The following is a 17,925-nucleotide window of genomic DNA, read 5'->3' on the forward strand; positions in this document are numbered from 1 at the left end:
CCCTGGTCATTTCAACGGGAAGGCCATGCCTGCACCTTCATCGTCAGCGATCCCGACGGTAACCTGATCGTGTTCGCGACATCGGCCGGAAGCTGACCTGCAGCGAAAGCGTCACCCGAAGGCGGCGCCTTAATCCGGAACGGGCTATGGTGATGTCTACTGCGCGCCGCGCGCGACGCGCTCGATTTCTTCGCGTACCAGGCGCTCGACCAGCGTCGGCAGATTGTTGTCCAGCCAGTCCTGCAACATCGGCCGCAGCATCTCCTCGGCCATCTCGTCGAAGGTCTTCTTGCTGCGGCTGGCGAAGGCGTCGGAGAGCTCGCCGAAGGCGGCTGCGACCTGCCGTCCCGTATGTTCCGAAACGATCGCCGACCGAACCGGAGTTGTATCGGCCGGGCGCGCGCGCTCGCCGCTCGAAGGACGAGGCTCGAAAGCCGGCTCGGCAGCGAGATCGTCCTCGAAAGCCTCGACCTCCGCGATTGCTGCCTGCCGATTTTCAGTCTCCGGCTGCCTGATCTCCGGCTGCCTGATCTCGGGCCGCCGTACTGTGTCAGCCGGTTTTGCCTGATTGCCAACGGACGCGATTTCGCGGCGCCAATCCGTGACGATCGAGTCGGTGGTTTCCGCCTTTGCCCGCACTGCAGCTTCTGCCCTGACGGCGGGAGCTGGCTCACTGGCTATCCTGGCGCTTACTTCCGCCAATGTCATCGGAGCATGCGCGGGTGGCGCGGCGGTCGTGGCATTTGCCGCAATGGCCGGCTTCACTGGCGACGGCTCGGAGCGCGGCTCCAGCCGCGCAACCACCGGCTCGGCCAGTTGGGCCTGCACCTCGGCCAGCGTCACCGGCTTCTTGCTTTCGGTCGAGCTGTGCAATTCGCTGCGGAAGGCCTCAACATCCGAAACAGGCCCGGCGGCCGGCACAAGGTCCTGGCGCAACTCATCGGCGTCGCCCGGCAGCTTGCGGCCGGTGTCGCTGTCTTCGATGATCCTCCTGATGGAAGCCAGTATTTCTTCCATGGAAGGTTCGCGCTGTGCGCTGCTTGCCGTCGCCATCGTCACATCCGCCGCCCCCGCGCATGATCCCGAAAATCGATTTTCGATTTTCGAAGAGGATCAGGCGCAAAATCAAAGTTCTACAGCCTCCTTTGCGCATCCATCGGACGCGTGGCGCTGTAGTGACCCGTTCCTGGATTCCTGTCCGGCAAAGCCGGATACGAATCATGGCGACAGCGTAGCCGACGGATCGCCATCCGAGAATCCCCAATCTCGGAAGACGCCGGATTTCAACAATTTAGGCTACAAAAGACAAACGCCGCGCATCCATGGGAAGCGCGGCGTGAAATGCTTCAACCCTGGCGGGACTTGAGCCGCCCAGGTGGGCTCAACGACCGTCCGGCGTACGCAGCCCGATCCATTTGTCCTTGACGGCTCTGTAGTGCTCTTCAGGCTTGTACTTCACCACATTCAACGCCAGGCGATCGGCCGACAGGCGGCCCATGGCCGACAGGATGGCGTAGCTGGCTACAACCACATCGCGCTCGGAGCTGGCGAGGTCGATCTTTGCCGAGATGACGGCGTTCTGGGCATTCAACACGTCGAGCGTGGTGCGCTGTCCGACATTGCGCTCCTCGATGACGCCGTTGAGCGCCAACTGTGCGGCCGCGATCACCTGCCGATTAGCGTCGACGCTTTCACGCGCTGCGATGTATTGCGTCCATGCCGAGGTCACGGCCTGGCGCACCGAGTCACGGCTGACATCCACCTCGATGCGAGCCTGGCTGAGCGATTCCTTCGACTGACGAACGAGTGCGGAGGTACGGCCGCCCGAATAGATCGGAACGGTCAGCGTCGCGCCGACGGTGGCGGCATTGGAATCGCCGTCCGAATCCCCCGCGCCAGGTACGGTATTTTGATAGGCATGGGAAAGGCCGGCACTGGCAGTCAACTGCGGCAGCAACGCACCCTCCTGCGTCTTTACATCAAATCCGGCTGCATCGACGGAATGTAGGGCGGCCAGGATGGCCGGATGCTCGTTCGATGCAATGCCGATCGCCGCCTCGAGACTCCTCGGCAACAGCTTCGCCAACGGCGACGCGGCCTTGAGCTTGCCCGGCTCGTCACCGACGATCTGATGATAGGTTGCCGCACTGGCCAGAGCCTGCGCACGGGCAGCACTCAATTGCGCCACCGCGGCCGAACGCGACGCGTCGGCCTGCGCCACATCGGTGCGCGTGCCCTCGCCAACCTCGAAGCGCGAGCGTGCCGCGCGCGCCTGCTCGGTCAGGAACTGCAGATTCTGTTCGGTCAGCACCGCCACCTGGCGGTCGCGAATCACGTCCATATAGGCGCTCGCCGCGTTGAACAGCGTGTTCTCTTCGGTGTTGCGCAGGCCCTCGACCGAGGCCCTCACCTGTGCAGCGGCCGACGCGACCCTGTTCTTGGTCTGGAAGCCGTCGAACAGCGTCTGATCAATCCGAACGCCGAAGCTGCCGGTGGTCAATGCCAGGCTCGCGTTCCTGCCGTTCAGGTGCCTGGAGGTGTAATCGATATCAGCCGAACCAGTGATCACCGGGCGATAGCCCGACTTGGCGATCGCCACGCCCTCATCGGTGACGCGCACGCCGGCACGGGCCGAATTCAGCGAGGAATTGTTTTGGTAGGCCTTGGAAAGCGCGCCGAGAATGGTTTCCGCCGAGGCGGCTATCGGCGAAAGCGCTGTCGCGGAAATGAGGACAGTAACAAACAAACTCTTGGCTAAGGACGGCACTTTATATCCCTCATTCGTTTTGCACGGGAACCACGCCACGCCAGCCCATCCCTAGGGATCGGCCAGCGCCGCGTCGATGTATCGTTCCCCCGCTGACAGCCTCCCGAAACCCCGGTTAACCAATCAGCAACGATTGTTCAATCGCAAGCCAACATGACAGAGTCTTTGCTGCAAGGCAAAATCACTTAGAACTCGAAGGCATGAATGCGTTCAAATCCGGGTAGTGGCTTAATTGCCGCATTAAATGCCCGTCTTCCGGTTACAACCCCCCCTGCATTGAAAAAGAGCCGGGCTACGCCCGCATTGCCCTGCCCTTCCACAGCCACCAGCCGGCCGCCTTCGGCAAGCTGGTCAAGCAGCGCCGCAGGCACTTTCTCGACGCTGCCGCCGATGAGAATCACATTGTAGGGCGCCTTGGCGGCATGACCTTGCGGCAGTGGGCCGGTGACCACGGTGACGTTATCGCAGCCCTGCGCCGAAAGCGCCGCTTTGGCTGCTTCCGCCAGTGTGGTATCGCTTTCCAGCGCCACGACGGATTTGGCCAGCCTGGACAGCAGCGCCGCGGAATAACCGGTGCCGCAGCCGACATCGAGCACCGAATCGCCGGCGTCGATCTCGGCCAACTGCAAAAGCTTGGCCAGTGGCGACGGCTCCATGAGGTAGCGCGCACCGCTGCCATCGGCGCCGTCGGAGATGCGGATATCCTCGTCGATATAGGCGAGAGCCTGTTGGCCGGCCCCGACAAAGGCCTCGCGCGGCACGGCAAGCATGGCATCGAGCAATGCTGCGTCGGTCACATCGGTGGTGCGGACCTGGCCGTCGACCATCTTGACGCGAAGTTCGGAGAAATCAGCGCTCATGTCCCAACCAATCCGTCAAAAGCCAATGCGCTGAATGCGCTTGTCGCGCCGACACTGCGGCGCATTCGAACTCAAGCCCCCGGCATGCGGGAGTTGAAGCGATTGGAGGCCTCGCCCGGAATCGAACCGGGGTGCAAGGATTTGCAGTCCTCTGCGTAACCACTCCGCCACGAGGCCTCATCGCTCCCGGCGAGCGAACTCAATATGGTGGCAGCGAAAGGTCGTCAAGCGTCCGCGCGGCATTCCGGCGCGCTTTCCTCATCAGCCGCCGCAACGTGGTTCCCGAGCGATTTTAGCGCTTGGCGCACCGGCATATTGGCCGCTCCTCAAGCATGGCTGCGCGACCGGCGAAACTCGAACCCGCAGCTTTACGCAGCGGGTGCAAACTGGCTTTCACCGTAAACGCGCGGCTGACACCAGGGGCTGCCGTTCTCAAGGAGATATTCGAGGGGAAGGTCTGCGGGGGGCTGGAAGCGAAGCGTCCACTGAACCGGGACCGCGCGCCATCGCTTTCAATTTGGCCGGCGACGCCGTTCCCACCAGACGACGAACCGGCGCCGCAGGCGGCGCACCGCGGCAAATTCGTAGGAAAGCACCAAAAGGCCGAGCGGAATCATCCAGAAGCCGAGAATCGGCAGGAAACCGAGAAGGCCGAAAAACACCAGCATGATACCGATGGCGATCCTCAGCCCGCGCGAGCGCGGCATGGTGAACTCGCGCCCGAACACCGAGATTTTCCGCGCCGGTGCCTGGTTTTCGTCTGCTGCAGTCATGTCGAAAGTCGATCCGGTTGCCTTCGATAAAGCCATATGCGCTAAAGGCTGCAATCGCCTTTCAGGTTCCGCCGACCAAGGTCCGACGGCGCCCAAGACGGCTCATATGTGGTGTCATCCGGCGATTGCCAGAAACCATTGGGTGAAAATGCGCTAAAAAATGCGAAATGCTTCTTTGCAAAGCCGAAAAGGGTTTGCTATAGGCTGCGCCACTCACATGAGAGCCTCTATTCCCCGGTAGCTCAGTGGTAGAGCAACCGGCTGTTAACCGGTTGGTCGCTGGTTCGAATCCGGCCCGGGGAGCCAACATTTCCAAACACTTACTGAAGTTTGCGGCTCGACCGATTTGGCAACCCAAGATCCAGGGCAACAATTGGGGCAACAATCTTCCCTGTGATTAATCACGAAGGCTCATTGAACTCCTGCAATTTCGCGCGCGAAAGTCCGTCGCCCGACAAACAGGAGTGATTCGCGACAATGGGGTTCGAGGTGGAAGACCTGTCTAAGGTCGCCAATGGCCTCGCCCTGCTCGCCCCGGGTTTGCTCATTCTCTACGTGCGTGCACAATTCCTCACTGGACGCACCCCCTCTCATACCGAAGCCCTGCTCTCCTACTTGGTAGTGACCGTCATTTATTATGCGGCGGTCCTGCCGCTGTTCGCCCTAGGCATTCATAAGGACTCAGCGCCGTGGTGGGTCTGGATTGGATGGGCCGGCCTGATCATCATCGTGCCCATGGCCATCGGCCTTCTACTCGGACTAGGGCACCAAAAGGGATGGTATGGAACAATTTGTGAGAAACTGAACCTTGAGGTCGTCCACACCATGCCGACCGCATGGGACTGGAAGTTTGCCCAGCGGACCGAGCATTGGCTCATCATCACGTTGAAAGACGGCACTGTCTTCCATGGATATTACGGGCGCCGGTCGTTCGCTTCCTCCGACAACGACCGCGACATTTACGTCGAGCAAATTTTCAGTCGGGGCAGAGGCGGCAGCTGGGTGCCAATGCCAAATGGCCTTTGGGTCCAGGCATCAGAGGTGAGCACCCTTGAGTTCTTAGACATTGATCGAACGGAGGAAGGAAATGACTGACAAGAAAGGGACGACCAAGACGGTACAACAGGCTGCCGTCAAGAAGGGCTACTCCCCGACCAAAAGCAATGTGCAGGGCGGGTATAAGCCGGTTTCTGGCGGCGGCGCGCCGAAGGTGACGCCCACCACCAGCAGTGGCGGGAAAAAGAAATAGGCGCAAGCGTTTCGGGTACGAAATGATACACCCGGCCGCCAGGGAAAGGCAGCGGCGATGCGGGTGAATTGGTTCTTGCTACTGTTGAGGTTACGGAAAGGGGCAATAATGGGCGTATACGCAGACTTGCTCAATCTTGCAGTCGCAGCCGTTGCACTGGTTGTCTCGGCGGTGGCCTTAGGTTTTTCCATCTTCTTTTGGTACCGTCAGTTTCGGCCGATTGTAACGGCAATGGTTGAGACGCACCACGGCGGCACTGAAGGGATCGCGTATGACCTGGTCATCCTTAACTCCGGATCGATCCCTGCAAAGAACATAAGGCTCCTTGTTACCGATCAGGCAGCGCTGCGGGCGGCGTTGGGCGCCGGCGCCAATGACGAGAACAAGGGTCGATGGTTGGCTTGTTTCGAGCCTTCCAGCGTGATCCGTCTCCTCCAGAACGGTGCTAGGACCTCATGTTCCTTTGGTCTAACCCATAGAGATCCGCGTCAGAGCTTTTGGATTGCCCAGGCCGAGTTCCTAATCCAGATCGAGTATGAAGGTTGGTTCGGAGAAAAATATAGAAGAGACCGGCCGAACATGTTGCAGATCGCCGATTCTGAAAGTTTTACAGGCGGAATGTGGGGACCGGTCAAGACAGTCGCAGTAAGCCGGCGCGCCTAAAAGGCCCGCCACCGTGAGGCAGCGGGCCAAATGTAACATTGTTACGGTTCAAGCACCTTCGTGCGCTCGGCCGCCGCCTTCCCCGCCGCCCCATATGAAGCCGGGCCAGTCACAGTCTACGGCGTCTTGCTCATACTCGTTATCGTCGTTGATGTCGCCGCCGTGCTCGTTCTCCTCCTCGCGCTCGCCGTCCTGGGCGTGCAACTCCAGTTGGCTGCCATATCCCCATCCGAGGCTTTCCTCGAGGTCAGGATCCGGGCTCATGGCGTCGAGCAGGTCAATCAGCCGCTCGATCGAGGTGGCGATTGCCACGGCGCATTTCAGGTTGATGGATGGTCATGATGTAGGCTCTCTGGTTTCGGCTTCTCACGGCCGGTTGCCAATGGACAGCACTGGCGCCGGGAGGGTGAGAACATGGCCAGAGACCATGCGCGAACGGCCTTTCCCTTTCGGGTCTTGTATAGCCGCCGCTCTCCCGGCATAGTGCTGCCGTTTCGCTCCGACGGCTAAGTCGGCTCGTTCTACCCGTTGGCAATATCGATCCTTGGAGGGATCGCCCCGCCAACGCTCTGGGTGCAGATGGCCCGGCAGGGCCATCCGCGGGAGTTCTCACGCTCCGCCGGTGATGATGCGCCGACACCTTTAAAAACTCAAGCACGCCCTTGCGGGGGCGAAGCTTGCGCGCGATGCTTCAGCCATGAAAGCGATGCTTTGTTCGTTGGTGATGGGTGCGACGATCTGCACCGCGGGCGCCGAAACTACTAAGCGGGAGGCGTTCGAAGCCTGCCTTGGCGCCGGGATCGACCCGTTCAAAGGCCTCTGCGAGCCGGCCGACCTACTGGCCAGGGCAATCCTCTTCGAGTGCAACCCGCAACTCACCGACCTCCTGATATCGATGCCGCTGGGGCCTAGCAATGATAGAGTCGCTTTGGCAGAGAAGCACCGGCGGGACAAAACCGAAGAGGTCTTAACCCTCTTGCTAGAGCACCGGCTGCAACATCCCTGTCGGTAGCAACAGTCCGCGAAAAAAGGGGAATTATCCCATGGTAGATGATGTATATCTGCAAGCCTACCGAGACGGCGGCTTGAATGCCGTCAACGATCTTCTCAAGGAGCATTTCCCGACCGACCGCGATCGGGTGATGGTCATGGAGGGTCTTCAGGACACCGGCTATTGGGCGATCACCTGGCATGAGAAGAAACACCCGGACGGCGGAATGTACCGCGATTTCGGACGTGTGAAGGCGTACCTCGGCGACGGGGACGAATAGGATTATCCGGCCGCTTCATGCCCTTTGGCGCCGGCTCCTATCGGCCGATATGCCTTCGCAATTGCCTTAGAGGGGCAGTCCAACGCCAACTCTTCGAGCGCTTGAGCGCCTCCATCTCCATCCTCATAGCGTCCCTTTCAATCGCGAGAGCCTGTACTTCTACCGCAAGCGCCTCGGCTCGGCCGTCATCTGGGGCAGCGGGGGGAGGAGGTGGTGTGGGCGGCGAGTCGGGTGTAGCCAGGTTTTCGAGACGGTCGAGCGCAAGTCGGTTCACGGCGTCGGCTGCGGCTTCCCGAATGAGCGCGGTCCAGCCATCGGGATCGACACACATGATGTCCCAGAAGACCTTTTGTTCCAGGTGTCCTGTCGGAATGGCGACCCGTAGCGGCGCCGGAAACCAGATCGACGTCTCACACGCTTTGATGAAGCCCGTCAGCCTCGCGAATCCGGAGTCTCTGAGGTTTTTCCACTTAGCGGAGAAATGCAGGCACGTAGGAAGGCGAAGGTAGCGCACGGCGGCGAAGCCCTTTGTGAGCACGATCCGACGCCAGATCTCCCAGTCTCCCGCCCCGTTCACATCTTCTGGCCACACCGTCCGCTCTGCAAGAGCGCTGGCGCGATATACGACGCCTGAGGCCGCTATCGTGTTCCCTCTCGCCATGAATTGGCGCCGCTCTTCGGGAAAAAACAGGTTGGTAAGATCAGGACCGCAAATGCCGTCGGTCGAGACCCAGAGGACCTGGCCGTAGACAAGTGCCACCGACGGATCGACGAACTGGCCGCGCATGAGTGCAAGATGATCCGGCATCATCAGGTCATCGTCGGCGGCGAAGGCTATCAATTCCCCGCGTGACGATCGAAGCGCCAGATTTCGATTGGCATAGCCAAAGTGAGGCGCCTTGGGGAAATCAAACCAACGAATGCGCGGGTCGGAAAAGCTTTTCACGACCGCTTCGGTCTCCGGTGCTGCACCGTCGCCAACGACCAGAAGCTCGAACGATTGCTCCGTCTGCGCCAGCACCGACTGGATCGCATAGGCAAGAGAGTCGGGACGATTATGGGTCGGCATCAGAACGCTGAAGAGCGGCGGAGCGTCGTCTACCATCCCTTGAGGCCGCCAAAGTCGACCGGGATCAAATCGGTATCCAGCGGCAGCCGGTATTTGTCGGGATTGGCGTGGTCATATTGCATTGTAGGAAAATTGATTGCTCTAACGTCCCTCGCGCCGATGTTGTGGTCCGCGTGCCAGACGAATCTGGGGATGTTCATCAGGCGTGGCCGGGCTGAAGACAGAACAATCCGAAATACCTGTCCGCAGGTGCTCGACTCGGGCCTTGGGTCATACAGGACGACCTCCATCTCGCCATCGACAACGAAGTATCGATCCTCGTGAAGCTTATGCAGCGCCCAACCCTTCACCGTTCTCGGTCGTATGGTAAACATGTAGCAAAAAACAAGCGGATCGGGATGCCAATTCCAGCGAGGGTCGTAGACCTCGGTGACGCTTCCCCTGTCGTCGAGGTGAGCGGTCATGTCGTGAAACGTCACGCCGTCGGGGACCTTGCCGATCGGCTCGCCGGATCGAACCGTCTCCTGATCCTTCTGGGCCCCTGCCAATGTCTTATCGAGAATGCTCTGCGTCATAGGACTCATCCAATCTAACTAGCTTTGGCAGCGCTCCTCATGCCCTTCTTTTAACTGTCTTTCAACGGCAGCGTGGAAGGCCACGCAATCAAAGAGGACGGCACTGTAGCCAATTTCTCCGATTGGAGAGTGGAGCGGAACTGCCGTTTGACTTTCGGTTCGACGACATCACCCGGCTGCGCCAACCGCTGCCGGCGTCTTGCTATACCGCAAGCGCAAGGCCCTTGCGCTTGCGGTAGCCGTCATAAACACGCTGGGTCACGCCCTTCATTGTTGGGCCGCCAGGGTCGGCAGGGGTGGTTTGAGTAGCCGCCTTCGTGCACCAGCACGAGGTCAAGGCTTTGCTTCTCGCGGGTTACGGCCATGGGTGCCTCTTGAGGTTGTGGGGATTTGGTGCGAGAAGCCGGCCATGACCTCTCCAAAATTGTACTTGGCGCCGCTAGACGGCCTGCGATTCTTCGCGTTCCTTGCGGTGTTTTTCCACCACATGTCGGACTTCACGGCGTCTGCCGTACTTGACAAGATGCACAACTACGGCTGGGTCGGCGTCGAGTTGTTCTTCCTGATATCGTCGTTCCTGTTTTTCCACTTGCTCGATGCGGAGTACGTCAAGACAGGCGGCATCGGCGTGCGGAATTTCTTTGTGCGCCGCTTTCTGCGCATCTACCCGCTGATGATCCTGTTCGCGATCGCCATGCTGGTCATCTACGGCAGCCCGGACGGCAACGGCTACTTCCGGCTGGCTGGTCTGGCGCTTTTTCTCGATAACGCCGTCGCGTGGTTCAAGAGCTACAACCTGTCGATCCCAAACACGGCGCACCTGTGGACGCTCTCATTCGAGTTCCAGATTTACCTGCTGATCCCGTTCGTCTTTCTCGCTTATCGCCGGTTCGGCAAAACCGTCTTTCTTGGAGCGCTGCTGGCTGTGTTCGTCTACTGCTTCCTTGCGCGGATGACGGTCTACGGCCTCGGAGCGAGCCACCCGATCATCTGGGTTACGCCGTTCTTGCGACCTGAGAGCGTTCTGGGCGGAATGGCGCTCTACATCCTTCGACCGCAGTGGCATTGGGGGTTCTCGATCGCCGTAGCCGTGGCTGCTGGCGCTGCTTTCCTGTCGTTGGCGCCGCCGTGGGTCTCGCCCGTGGCCTCTGCCTTCAGTTACCCTCTGGCGGCGTTGATGTTCGGCGGGCTGGTCGACGCCGGATTACGCGCACCGCTTCTAGCAACGGTGCTGTCGGCCACTCCGTTGCGGTTCCTGGGTCGAATCTCGTACGGCCTGTACGTCTATCACTTTGCCGTTATCGCCTACTCGGTCGGGACGGCAACGAAGGCGCGAGGACATGCCATCGCACCCGCGACGAATGCCGGCGACTATTGGACATTGTGGGCAACCGCGCTGATGCTGACAATTGTAGCCGCGACCATCAGCTACTTCGCTTTCGAGAAGTGGGTGGCGATGTACAAAGTCCGGTTCGCTGCGGTTGAAGGCCGGGCGGCTTAGGCGCTCTTCAAGTTTTTCACTTCTTCGGCTTCCTTAGCCGGATCGCGCTGCTTCACAAGCTGCTCGTTTATGGATTGAATGATCGGCATTGCAAATTTGAAAGGCACGTCCTGCGGGGCGCGGTCGAGAACCGCCATCTGCTCTTCGGTAAAGGTCAATGTGTACATGGTTTCTCCTATCATACCGCCAACCCGTAGTTGATCAGCGCGGTGCGAAGTTCATTGATGCGTGTGGCGAGGTTGACGTTTGTTTCGGCGCCCCCTGTAGAGAGGGCGGCACGACAGTGGCTTTAGCAACCGGAGTTGTATTCATTGAAGAAACCAACACCAGCCGTATTTATCTGGTTGTTGGCCGCGCCGTCACGAGGCGGATACCACCAGTCCCCTTGCCTATCAGGCTCATGTCGGCGTTGGCATCATCACCGCCAACTTGGGGCCTGAGGCCCCACACCCCCACTCGTTCCGCTTCGCGGACCGTTATGCTGCCGTTGGTGGCGGCGCTCCATGATTGGGCATGGAATGGTCGATAGTGCTGGCAACGGCTGCCGAGTATCGACGGATTTCCATATCGACTTGGCGGCAGGGAATACCGACAGCGCGAAGCTGGGCTCGCAGGCCTTTGACGTGCTCGCTCCAGAACTTGCGGCCGGCGATATAGTGGAGGGTGCAGAGTTCGTGGGCGGTGGCGCGGATAAGGACGGCGCGGCGATCGGCGGGGAATGCCACTATCTGGCCGGTCTTCCTTGCTGGCTGCTTGAAAAGGTCGAGTTGTGTCATGCGTCACCCGAGCAAGATGGCTGTATTAGCGGGACCACTGTGGTCTCGCCTGCGGAGGGGTGCGGGAAAGGTCCATGCGGGACCACTGTGGTCCAGGAGACCAGCGCCGGCATGCGGGACCACTGTGGTCCTCATGGCTCCTCACCTCTCGCTGTAAATTTTGGATTGAAGGGCCTCGGCAGCGCCAACCGAAGCGTCCGCACTTCGTTGATGCCACCACCCGGGATTTTGTGCCGACACCGGCTCACGATGAACAGGCCGAGCCGCTCGTACAGGCCTATCTCGCGGGATGTCGTTTTGATTGAGCAGCCTCCTCCCATCTTGGCAAATTCGAAATTCGTGCCGCTGATGGTCCCGGCCTTCATGTTGAGGTGCTGTCGGGCGAAGGCCAGCAACCGAAAGCTGATGTTCTCGGCGTGAACGATTTGCAGGGCGCAGTGGTGCCAGTCGGCGAAAGCCTCCTCGCATTCCTTGAACGTGGATCCCCACCTCATGTGGATGGCAGCGCTGCGCTGGATCTTCTTCCGCTAGCCGGTCCACCGCGGATTGCTGGCGTCGGCGCCGGGGATGAATGGGCTGGGCTGGACGGTCACGCATCCCCCCTCGGGGCCGGCAAGGCTGCAGTGATCAACTGCCGCTCGCGTGCCTGTATATCGCGGTCTTCATGGAACTGGTGAACGTCGAACAGGTCGATGATATGTGACCGCAAGATATGAGCGATGTTGTCGGGCGACAGCGCCTCGAGTTGGCATGTCTCACCCTCCCATCGCGCGGTGCGGCTGTCGGTCTTCTTGGGCGGCGGTAGGCAGCGAATAGCGAAACATTTGGTCAGCAGTCAGGGGGATGCGCTTGAGGTCGACTGTCACAGATTTGCCGCTCGGGTCATAGTCGCCCAGGTGCAGGATCACCGTCGGCTTTGCGATCTCGCATATTCGATCGGCCAGATCCTTCTTCGCAGTGAGACTGTCGAAGCCGCCTGAGGAATAGGCTTGCACCGAGAATTCTCGGCTGACCTTGAAGAGCTGCGACAGCATGCCGGCGGCCTCGCACCAGACCTCGACGTGCAGGTTTTGATTGGCGAGCATGTTCCGATGGTAGTTTTCGCCGAGCACCCGAACATGGCGCAGGAAATGGTTCTGGTCGTCAAAATGGTCCATGCGGTGCGTGACCACGCCATCGTCGCGGATCGCATTGAACGGGATCACCCGGCCGCGGCGCGCGTTGCCGATATGGTCGATCAGCTTCGAGTAAAACGACTCATCCTTCGGATAACCGTAGGCGCCGACCAGCCGATAAAAGACATGGCGGATCGTGAGCGGCCAGTGTTCCCGGTATTCGGTGAGAACCATGTCGACCGCATCGAGCAGCGCCAGCGTCTTGGTCTGCGGCTGGTAGTTGGCGATGTAGCCCTTCGGTCGGCCAGTTTTACGGCTAGGCGTAATTTCGCTCATGTGGCGCGGGCCCGCCGCAGGTTCGCTTCCCTGATCGCTTCGATCGCTTCAGCAGCGGTCAGGCCGAACGCCTGCTTCAGATGGGGGATAATTGGCCGGCTGATGCGCTCCCGGCTGTCAGATCGCAGCCAGGCTGCAGCCTCATCGATAGCAGCGCTATGTTCGTGATCAGTGGTCATTAGGCCACCGCGTCTCGCTGGTCGACGCGGGCCTTCACCCAAGCATCTAACTCAGCCTCGACAAACGATCTCTCGTTCGGCTCGCTCCGAGAAATCGTGCTGATAGTTGAAATTGAGGGTCATTGACCGGCCGCCTTTATCTGGATGACATTGTTGGCCGTCTTGCGGCCTGTCAGCGCCACAAGCGCGCCCTCCCAGCGCGTCAGGGCGTCTCGCTTCACCTTGAGGCGGTCAGACTGGTTGTACGTCCTGACTAGCGCCGTAGGCACATGCCCGATGACAGCCTCGGCAACCTCGTCCATCACGTCGAGCTCGGACAGCCGGGTGCGGACCGTCCGGCGGATGTCATGATTGACCCATGCCGGAAGCTTGGCCTCGGGATCGTCCTTCCGAAGCGCTGCGAGCATGGCGGCGTCAATCCGCAGCTTGACCTTATGGCCGATCGTCACAGGTCCCGCGCCGTCGAGAGAACAAAGCCAATTGCATTTCTTGAACTGCGGCAACTTGGCGATGATGCCGAGCGCTTCTTCGGTGAGAGGCACAACGTGATCGCGGCCGGACTTGAAGCGCGCCGCCGGCACAGTCAGCGTCTTGCGGTCCACGTCGACTTCGGACCAAGACGCCTGGGCGATATCGTTGAGGCGCTGGCCGGTCAGCAGCAGCAGCCGATAGACGGCGCTGTAGACGTCGCCAGCGGCCGTGGCAGTCCAGAGCGCCCCAATCTCAGCATCGGTCAGGACGCGGTCCCTTGATCCCTTCTCGCCGATGGTGGTGCGCACCTTCTTTGCCCGGAAGGGTGAGGCGGTGATCAGGTCGTCATCGACACACCAGCCGAAGAACGTCCCGATCTTCTGGGCGATGTTGAGCGCCTGCCGCTGCGCGCCGCGCGCATAGATCGGTTCGACCACTTCCATGATGTCGGCATTGGTGAGGGTGGCGACGTCCCTGCCCTTCCACTTCGGCAGGCATTCCCGGTTGAGGTCGCGCTCGTCCTCGTCGGCCTTGCGGATGCCATCGCGGCGCCGGGCTTTGATGAACCGTTCAAGGATGGTTTCGAAAGACCGGTCACGGCTCTCTGTCGCTGCCCTCGCCGCCTGCCGCTCCTCGTCAGCCTGGACCTTCGGGTCAATGCCGCGATCAATGAGCGCTGCCCACTGCCTCGCCTTGGTGCGTGCCGCTTCAAGCGACATGACGTCGTACTCTCCCAGCGCGCGGCGGGCTGGCTGAGTTGCAACACCGAAACGGGCGATGTAGACAAAGCTGACTTGTCCGGCCTTAAGCTTTGAACCGTTGGACGGCTCCTTGTCGGTTACGCGGACGCCCATGCTCGGGACTTGGGCATCCATGATCACGTATCGCTTGCCAGGAGCAGCCGGCTTCAAAGCCTTCAGGCGGTTGTCGTTCAGGTTCTCGCGGGGCATTAGGGCTCTCCGGGGCAACGTCGGGGCAACAGGATGCAACTGCTGCCTATGTTGCCCTGTGTGCTCTAATGTGCAACAGGAAAGCTGAAATCGTTATGAAACAAGGGGTTTTTCAGGAGTGGAACAACCGGTATATGGCGCTGGTGGGCTATCCCGAGAGCGGCTGTTAACCGGTTGGTCTCTGGTTCGAATCCGGCCCGGGAGCCACCGCCTTTTCTAAGCCGTGGTGCGAACTTGTACACTACAGTGCCATTGTCCGTGCACGTCGGTCCGCTTCGGTTCTGCCAGAACGGCTGGTAAACAGCTACGAAGCCGATCGAAGGCAGTTTTCTGGGCATCCCTGCCCTCGCTCGAGGCAGCCTGATAACGCCCGGTATCATTTATGAAAATACCAAATCGGGAGGACGTTGGTGCAAACCAAGAAGATCATCAATGACGGCAATCGGGCCGTCGACGAGATGCTGGAAGGCATCCTGGCTGCGCATCCCCGCCATCTCAAAGCCGTTGACGGAAGCCCGCGCTCGATCATCGCCCGCGACGGACCGCGCCAAGGCAAGGTAGGCCTCGTCATTGGTGGCGGCTCGGGCCACGAGCCGAGTTTTCTCGGCTTCGTCGGCAAGGGGCTGGCCGACGCGGCGGCGATCGGCAATGTCTTCGCCTCTCCGCCGCCCGACCCGATCCTCGAATGCGCCAAGGCGGCGAGCGGCGGCGCCGGTGTGCTGTTCATGTACGGCAACTATGCCGGCGACGTCATGAATTTCGACATGGCGGCCGAGATGGCCGCGATGGACGACATCGAGGTGCGCACGGTGCTGAGCACCGACGACGTCGCTTCCGCGCCCGTTGGCGACAGGCACAAGCGGCGCGGTGTCGCAGGGAACTTTTTCATCTTCAAGGCGGCAGGCGCCGCCTGCGACCGCATGTTGTCTTTCGATGAATGCGAACGCATTGCCGGGAAAGCCAACGACCACACCTTTACCATGGGCGTCGCATTGGCGCCCTGTTCGTTGCCGCAAACCCGCCGGTCGAATTTCGAAATCGGACCCGACGAGATGGAGATCGGCATGGGCATCCATGGCGAACCCGGCATCGCACGCGGAAAACTCAAAACGGCCGACGAGATCACTGACGAAATACTGGACAGGATTCTCGCCGAGATGGCGCCGGCACGCGGCGAGAAGGTCGCCGTGCTGGTCAATTCGCTGGGTTCGACGCCGCTGATGGAACTCTACATCATGAACCGGCGCGTGAAGCAGAGGCTTGACGATATCGGTGTATCCATTCACGCAAGCTGGGTCGGCAATTACTGCACCTCGCTCGAAATGGCCGGCGCTTCGATCACGCTGCACCACCTCGACGACGAGTTGCAAACGATGCTCGACCACCCTTGCGACTGCGCCATGTTTCGCGCCGGGTAAACTGGGGACGGCAAGGAACAACAGATGACAACAATCGACACCACCCGCCTTGCCGCGATGTTCGTTGCCATCGCCGACGCCATGTCAGCCGACCGGGACCGGTTGTGCGCGCTTGACGGGGTGATCGGCGATGCCGACCACGGCATTGCCATGGAGTTGGGATTTGCCGCGGCACGCGACGCGGTGGCCGCATTGGACGACGGGACCACCGATCCGACCATCTTGCTGAACACGGCGGCGAAGTCGTTCCTCAACGCCGTCGGCGCCTCCTCGGGCCCGCTCTATGCCACGGCATTCATGCGCGGCGCGGCCGCCGTCAAGGGCAAGGCGACGCTCGACGACGCCGACGCGGTCGCTATGTTCCAAGCGATGGCCAGAGGCATTCAGGATCGCGGCAAGGCCGAGCCTGGGGAAAAGACGATGATCGATGCGTGGGCGCCGGCCGCGACGGCTGCGGGCGAGGCACTGGCCGCCGGCAAGGGGCTGGCCGGCAGCCTCGCGGCTGCAGCCGAGGCGGCAAAGGCCGGCGCGGAGGCGACCAAGGCGATGATCGCCACCAAGGGCCGGGCCTCCCGCCTCGGCGAACGCTCGCTTGGCCATATGGATCCAGGCGCGGCGTCCGCCGTAACCGTCATCGAGGCGATGCGGATCGCCTTGACCGGCTAGGTCGGGAGCGGATCCTCAGCGCTTCGCGTCGAGCTTGTCGACAGCCTGCACGTTGGCGGCAGAGGGACCGTTCGGATCGAACTCCGAGGCCAGCCAGGCGTCGGCGATCGATTTGGCCAGTTCGGGGCCGATGACGCGCGCACCCATGGTGATGATCTGGGCATTGTTGGATTTCGCAGCGCGTTCCGCCGAATAGGTGTCGTGGGTTAGCGCGGCACGGATTCCGGGCACCTTGTTGGCCGAGATGCTGACGCCGATGCCGGTGCCGCAAAACAGGATGGCGCGGTCGTAATTGCCGTCGACAATTTCGTGGCCGACCGCAGCGGCAATATCGGCGTAGAATCCGGCCTGGCTGAGATCGACGACCTGCAGTTCTGGCTTGGTGGCGAGATGCTTGGCGATGACATCGAGCAGCGGCTTGCCGGCGCTGTCGGCTCCGAGTGCGATCTTCATGGCAATGAACTCCTTCGTTTTCGTGGTCAGCGCGCGATGGCGGCCGACGCCTTTTTGAGAATGTCGATATAGCCTTCCGCTTGCCATGCCGAGCGGCCGATGAACAGCCCATCGATACGCGGCTGGCCAATCAGTTCAGCCGCGTTGCCGGGATTGACGCTGCCGCCGTAGAGCACAAGCGGGGCGGTCGGCAACCGGGTTGCTGCGACCTGCTTGATCAGCGCCTGCTGCTTGTCGGCATAGTCGGCGCTGGCCGGAATGCCTTTCTCGCCGATCGCCCACACCGGTTCATAGGCAAAGAGTATCTCTGCCGACAACTCATTGTTTGCGAGACCCTGCAGCGCGCCCAAGACCTGCGCGGTCAGAATTTCGTCGGCGCGGCCGCCCTCGCGCTCGGCCAGCGTCTCGCCGACACAAATCAAGGGTACGAAGCCGTGCTTGACTGCCGCTGAGGTTTTCAGTCCCACGATCTTGTCCGTCTCGCCAAAATGCTCACGGCGCTCGCTATGGCCGAGTTCGATCAGGTCGAGCCCACAATCCCTCAGCATCACCGGCGAAATCTCGCCCGTCCAGGCACCGGCATCGGCCCAATGCATGTTCTGGGCGCCGACCTTGACGCGGGTGTTGGCGAGCGCCGCCTTGACCTGCCGCACCGCGGTGAAGGGGGGAATGACGAAAGGCTGTATCGCCGGATCGAAGCCCGGCACGAACGCCGCCAATGCCTCGGCGAACTGCAGCGCCTCCGCCAGCGTCTTGTTCATCTTCCAGCTCGTGCCGACCCAATATGGGGCCATTCTTCTCTCCTTCGATCCGAAATTCGAATGATGCGTGTT

At 60.9% G+C, this 17,925-nt stretch carries 25 protein-coding genes and 2 tRNA genes; 10 read left to right on the forward strand and 17 right to left on the reverse strand.

The features are described 5' to 3' along the window. Positions 1–156: 156 nt before the first annotated feature. A complete protein-coding gene (locus NKI10_RS06160) occupies positions 157–1,053 on the reverse strand; it encodes a PopZ family protein (protein WP_023825722.1) in 897 nt (298 codons plus the stop codon). Between NKI10_RS06160 and NKI10_RS06165 the strand changes: the two genes are divergently transcribed. Continuing rightward, positions 995–1,366 (forward strand): hypothetical protein, encoded by a 372-nt coding sequence (locus NKI10_RS06165; protein ID WP_352859456.1) that lies wholly within the window; start codon positions 995–997, stop codon positions 1,364–1,366. The two genes, NKI10_RS06160 and NKI10_RS06165, sit on opposite strands and share 59 nt — an antisense overlap. A gap of 15 nt (positions 1,367–1,381) precedes the next feature. Here NKI10_RS06165 and NKI10_RS06170 read toward each other — a convergent pair whose 3' ends face one another. The 4 genes from NKI10_RS06170 to NKI10_RS06185 form a co-directional block, all read right to left on the reverse strand. Further along, positions 1,382–2,767, reverse strand: coding sequence for a TolC family outer membrane protein (locus tag NKI10_RS06170; protein WP_352653686.1), 1,386 nt, complete (start codon positions 2,765–2,767; stop codon positions 1,382–1,384). 185 nt (positions 2,768–2,952) lie between these two features. After that, entirely contained in the window at positions 2,953–3,627 is a 675-nt protein-coding gene (locus NKI10_RS06175) for a protein-L-isoaspartate O-methyltransferase family protein (RefSeq protein ID WP_023667707.1), read from the reverse strand. 103 nt (positions 3,628–3,730) lie between these two features. After that, positions 3,731–3,804: transfer RNA gene (locus NKI10_RS06180), tRNA-Cys, on the reverse strand. Between the two features lie 335 nt (positions 3,805–4,139). Then, positions 4,140–4,400, reverse strand: a complete 261-nt coding sequence (locus NKI10_RS06185; protein WP_023667708.1) for a PGPGW domain-containing protein — start codon at positions 4,398–4,400, stop codon at positions 4,140–4,142. A 231-nt stretch (positions 4,401–4,631) separates the two neighbouring features. Between NKI10_RS06185 and NKI10_RS06190 the strand changes: the two genes are divergently transcribed. The 4 genes from NKI10_RS06190 (at position 4,632) to NKI10_RS06205 (ending at position 6,312) form a co-directional block, all read left to right on the forward strand. Continuing rightward, a tRNA-Asn gene (locus NKI10_RS06190) sits at positions 4,632–4,706 on the forward strand. A gap of 171 nt (positions 4,707–4,877) precedes the next feature. After that, positions 4,878–5,495 carry a DUF6338 family protein gene (locus NKI10_RS06195; RefSeq protein ID WP_352859159.1) on the forward strand — a complete coding sequence of 206 codons (618 nt, stop codon included), beginning with the start codon at positions 4,878–4,880 and terminating at the stop codon, positions 5,493–5,495. Further along, complete coding sequence (locus tag NKI10_RS06200; protein WP_023739024.1) at positions 5,488–5,649, forward strand: hypothetical protein; 162 nt, start codon at positions 5,488–5,490, stop codon at positions 5,647–5,649. The genes NKI10_RS06195 and NKI10_RS06200 overlap by 8 nt, the downstream gene beginning before the upstream one ends. A 108-nt stretch (positions 5,650–5,757) precedes the next feature. Further along, positions 5,758–6,312 (forward strand): DUF8453 domain-containing protein, encoded by a 555-nt coding sequence (locus NKI10_RS06205; RefSeq protein WP_023749168.1) that lies wholly within the window; start codon positions 5,758–5,760, stop codon positions 6,310–6,312. A 48-nt stretch (positions 6,313–6,360) separates the two neighbouring features. Here NKI10_RS06205 and NKI10_RS06210 read toward each other — a convergent pair whose 3' ends face one another. Beyond that, positions 6,361–6,624: a hypothetical protein gene (locus tag NKI10_RS06210; protein ID WP_352859162.1), complete on the reverse strand. Its 264-nt coding sequence runs from the start codon at positions 6,622–6,624 to the stop codon at positions 6,361–6,363. 385 nt (positions 6,625–7,009) lie between these two features. Between NKI10_RS06210 and NKI10_RS06215 the strand changes: the two genes are divergently transcribed. Then, the gene (locus NKI10_RS06215) at positions 7,010–7,324 is read left to right on the forward strand and encodes a hypothetical protein (RefSeq protein ID WP_352859164.1); all 315 of its coding nucleotides are present in this window, start codon (positions 7,010–7,012) and stop codon (positions 7,322–7,324) included. Positions 7,325–7,355: 31 nt separating this feature from the next. Beyond that, positions 7,356–7,583, forward strand: coding sequence for a hypothetical protein (locus tag NKI10_RS06220; RefSeq protein WP_023739028.1), 228 nt, complete (start codon positions 7,356–7,358; stop codon positions 7,581–7,583). A gap of 37 nt (positions 7,584–7,620) precedes the next feature. On the opposite strand, the gene NKI10_RS06225 is transcribed toward NKI10_RS06220, so the two are convergent. From NKI10_RS06225 to NKI10_RS06235, 3 genes are all read right to left on the reverse strand, one after another. Then, entirely contained in the window at positions 7,621–8,688 is a 1,068-nt protein-coding gene (locus tag NKI10_RS06225; protein WP_352859166.1) for a glycosyltransferase family 2 protein, read from the reverse strand. Continuing rightward, entirely contained in the window at positions 8,682–9,227 is a 546-nt protein-coding gene (locus tag NKI10_RS06230; protein WP_023681672.1) for a cupin domain-containing protein, read from the reverse strand. The genes NKI10_RS06225 and NKI10_RS06230 overlap by 7 nt, the downstream gene beginning before the upstream one ends. 202 nt (positions 9,228–9,429) lie before the next feature. After that, positions 9,430–9,498, reverse strand: coding sequence for a hypothetical protein (locus NKI10_RS06235; protein ID WP_352859435.1), 69 nt, complete (start codon positions 9,496–9,498; stop codon positions 9,430–9,432). Positions 9,499–9,636: 138 nt separating this feature from the next. Here NKI10_RS06235 and NKI10_RS06240 point away from each other — a divergent pair, with 138 nt between their 5' ends. Then, positions 9,637–10,728, forward strand: a complete 1,092-nt coding sequence (locus NKI10_RS06240) for an acyltransferase family protein (protein WP_352740640.1) — start codon at positions 9,637–9,639, stop codon at positions 10,726–10,728. Here NKI10_RS06240 and NKI10_RS06245 read toward each other — a convergent pair. The 6 genes from NKI10_RS06245 to NKI10_RS06270 form a co-directional block, all read right to left on the reverse strand. Next, the gene (locus NKI10_RS06245; protein ID WP_156932365.1) at positions 10,725–10,895 is read right to left on the reverse strand and encodes a hypothetical protein; all 171 of its coding nucleotides are present in this window, start codon (positions 10,893–10,895) and stop codon (positions 10,725–10,727) included. The two genes, NKI10_RS06240 and NKI10_RS06245, sit on opposite strands and share 4 nt — an antisense overlap. Before the next feature lie 309 nt (positions 10,896–11,204). Further along, positions 11,205–11,504, reverse strand: coding sequence for a DUF6074 family protein (locus tag NKI10_RS06250; RefSeq protein WP_023681677.1), 300 nt, complete (start codon positions 11,502–11,504; stop codon positions 11,205–11,207). Positions 11,505–11,635: 131 nt separating this feature from the next. Next, entirely contained in the window at positions 11,636–11,998 is a 363-nt protein-coding gene (locus NKI10_RS06255) for a hypothetical protein (protein WP_352859170.1), read from the reverse strand. A gap of 261 nt (positions 11,999–12,259) precedes the next feature. After that, entirely contained in the window at positions 12,260–12,955 is a 696-nt protein-coding gene (locus NKI10_RS06260) for a hypothetical protein (RefSeq protein ID WP_352859172.1), read from the reverse strand. Beyond that, positions 12,952–13,134 carry a hypothetical protein gene (locus NKI10_RS06265; protein ID WP_031197728.1) on the reverse strand — a complete coding sequence of 61 codons (183 nt, stop codon included), beginning with the start codon at positions 13,132–13,134 and terminating at the stop codon, positions 12,952–12,954. The genes NKI10_RS06260 and NKI10_RS06265 overlap by 4 nt, the downstream gene beginning before the upstream one ends. Before the next feature lie 119 nt (positions 13,135–13,253). After that, positions 13,254–14,555, reverse strand: coding sequence for a tyrosine-type recombinase/integrase (locus tag NKI10_RS06270; RefSeq protein WP_352859174.1), 1,302 nt, complete (start codon positions 14,553–14,555; stop codon positions 13,254–13,256). Positions 14,556–14,965: 410 nt separating this feature from the next. Between NKI10_RS06270 and NKI10_RS06275 the strand changes: the two genes are divergently transcribed. Next, entirely contained in the window at positions 14,966–15,973 is a 1,008-nt protein-coding gene (locus NKI10_RS06275; protein WP_352859176.1) for a dihydroxyacetone kinase subunit DhaK, read from the forward strand. Between the two features lie 24 nt (positions 15,974–15,997). Then, entirely contained in the window at positions 15,998–16,639 is a 642-nt protein-coding gene (gene dhaL / locus NKI10_RS06280) for a dihydroxyacetone kinase subunit DhaL (protein WP_023744772.1), read from the forward strand. A 15-nt stretch (positions 16,640–16,654) separates the two neighbouring features. Here dhaL and derI read toward each other — a convergent pair whose 3' ends face one another. Both derI and NKI10_RS06290 read right to left on the reverse strand, forming a co-directional pair. Further along, on the reverse strand, positions 16,655–17,092 hold the full coding sequence (gene derI, locus NKI10_RS06285; RefSeq protein ID WP_023672592.1) for a D-erythrulose-4-phosphate isomerase: 438 nt from the start codon (positions 17,090–17,092) through the stop codon (positions 16,655–16,657). Positions 17,093–17,118: 26 nt separating this feature from the next. After that, a complete protein-coding gene (locus NKI10_RS06290) occupies positions 17,119–17,886 on the reverse strand; it encodes a triose-phosphate isomerase (protein ID WP_352859178.1) in 768 nt (255 codons plus the stop codon). Positions 17,887–17,925: the final 39 nt, after the last annotated feature.

Origin of the sequence: Mesorhizobium sp. M0802 (assembly GCF_040320115.1) — a bacterium.
GTDB lineage: Bacteria > Pseudomonadota > Alphaproteobacteria > Rhizobiales > Rhizobiaceae > Mesorhizobium.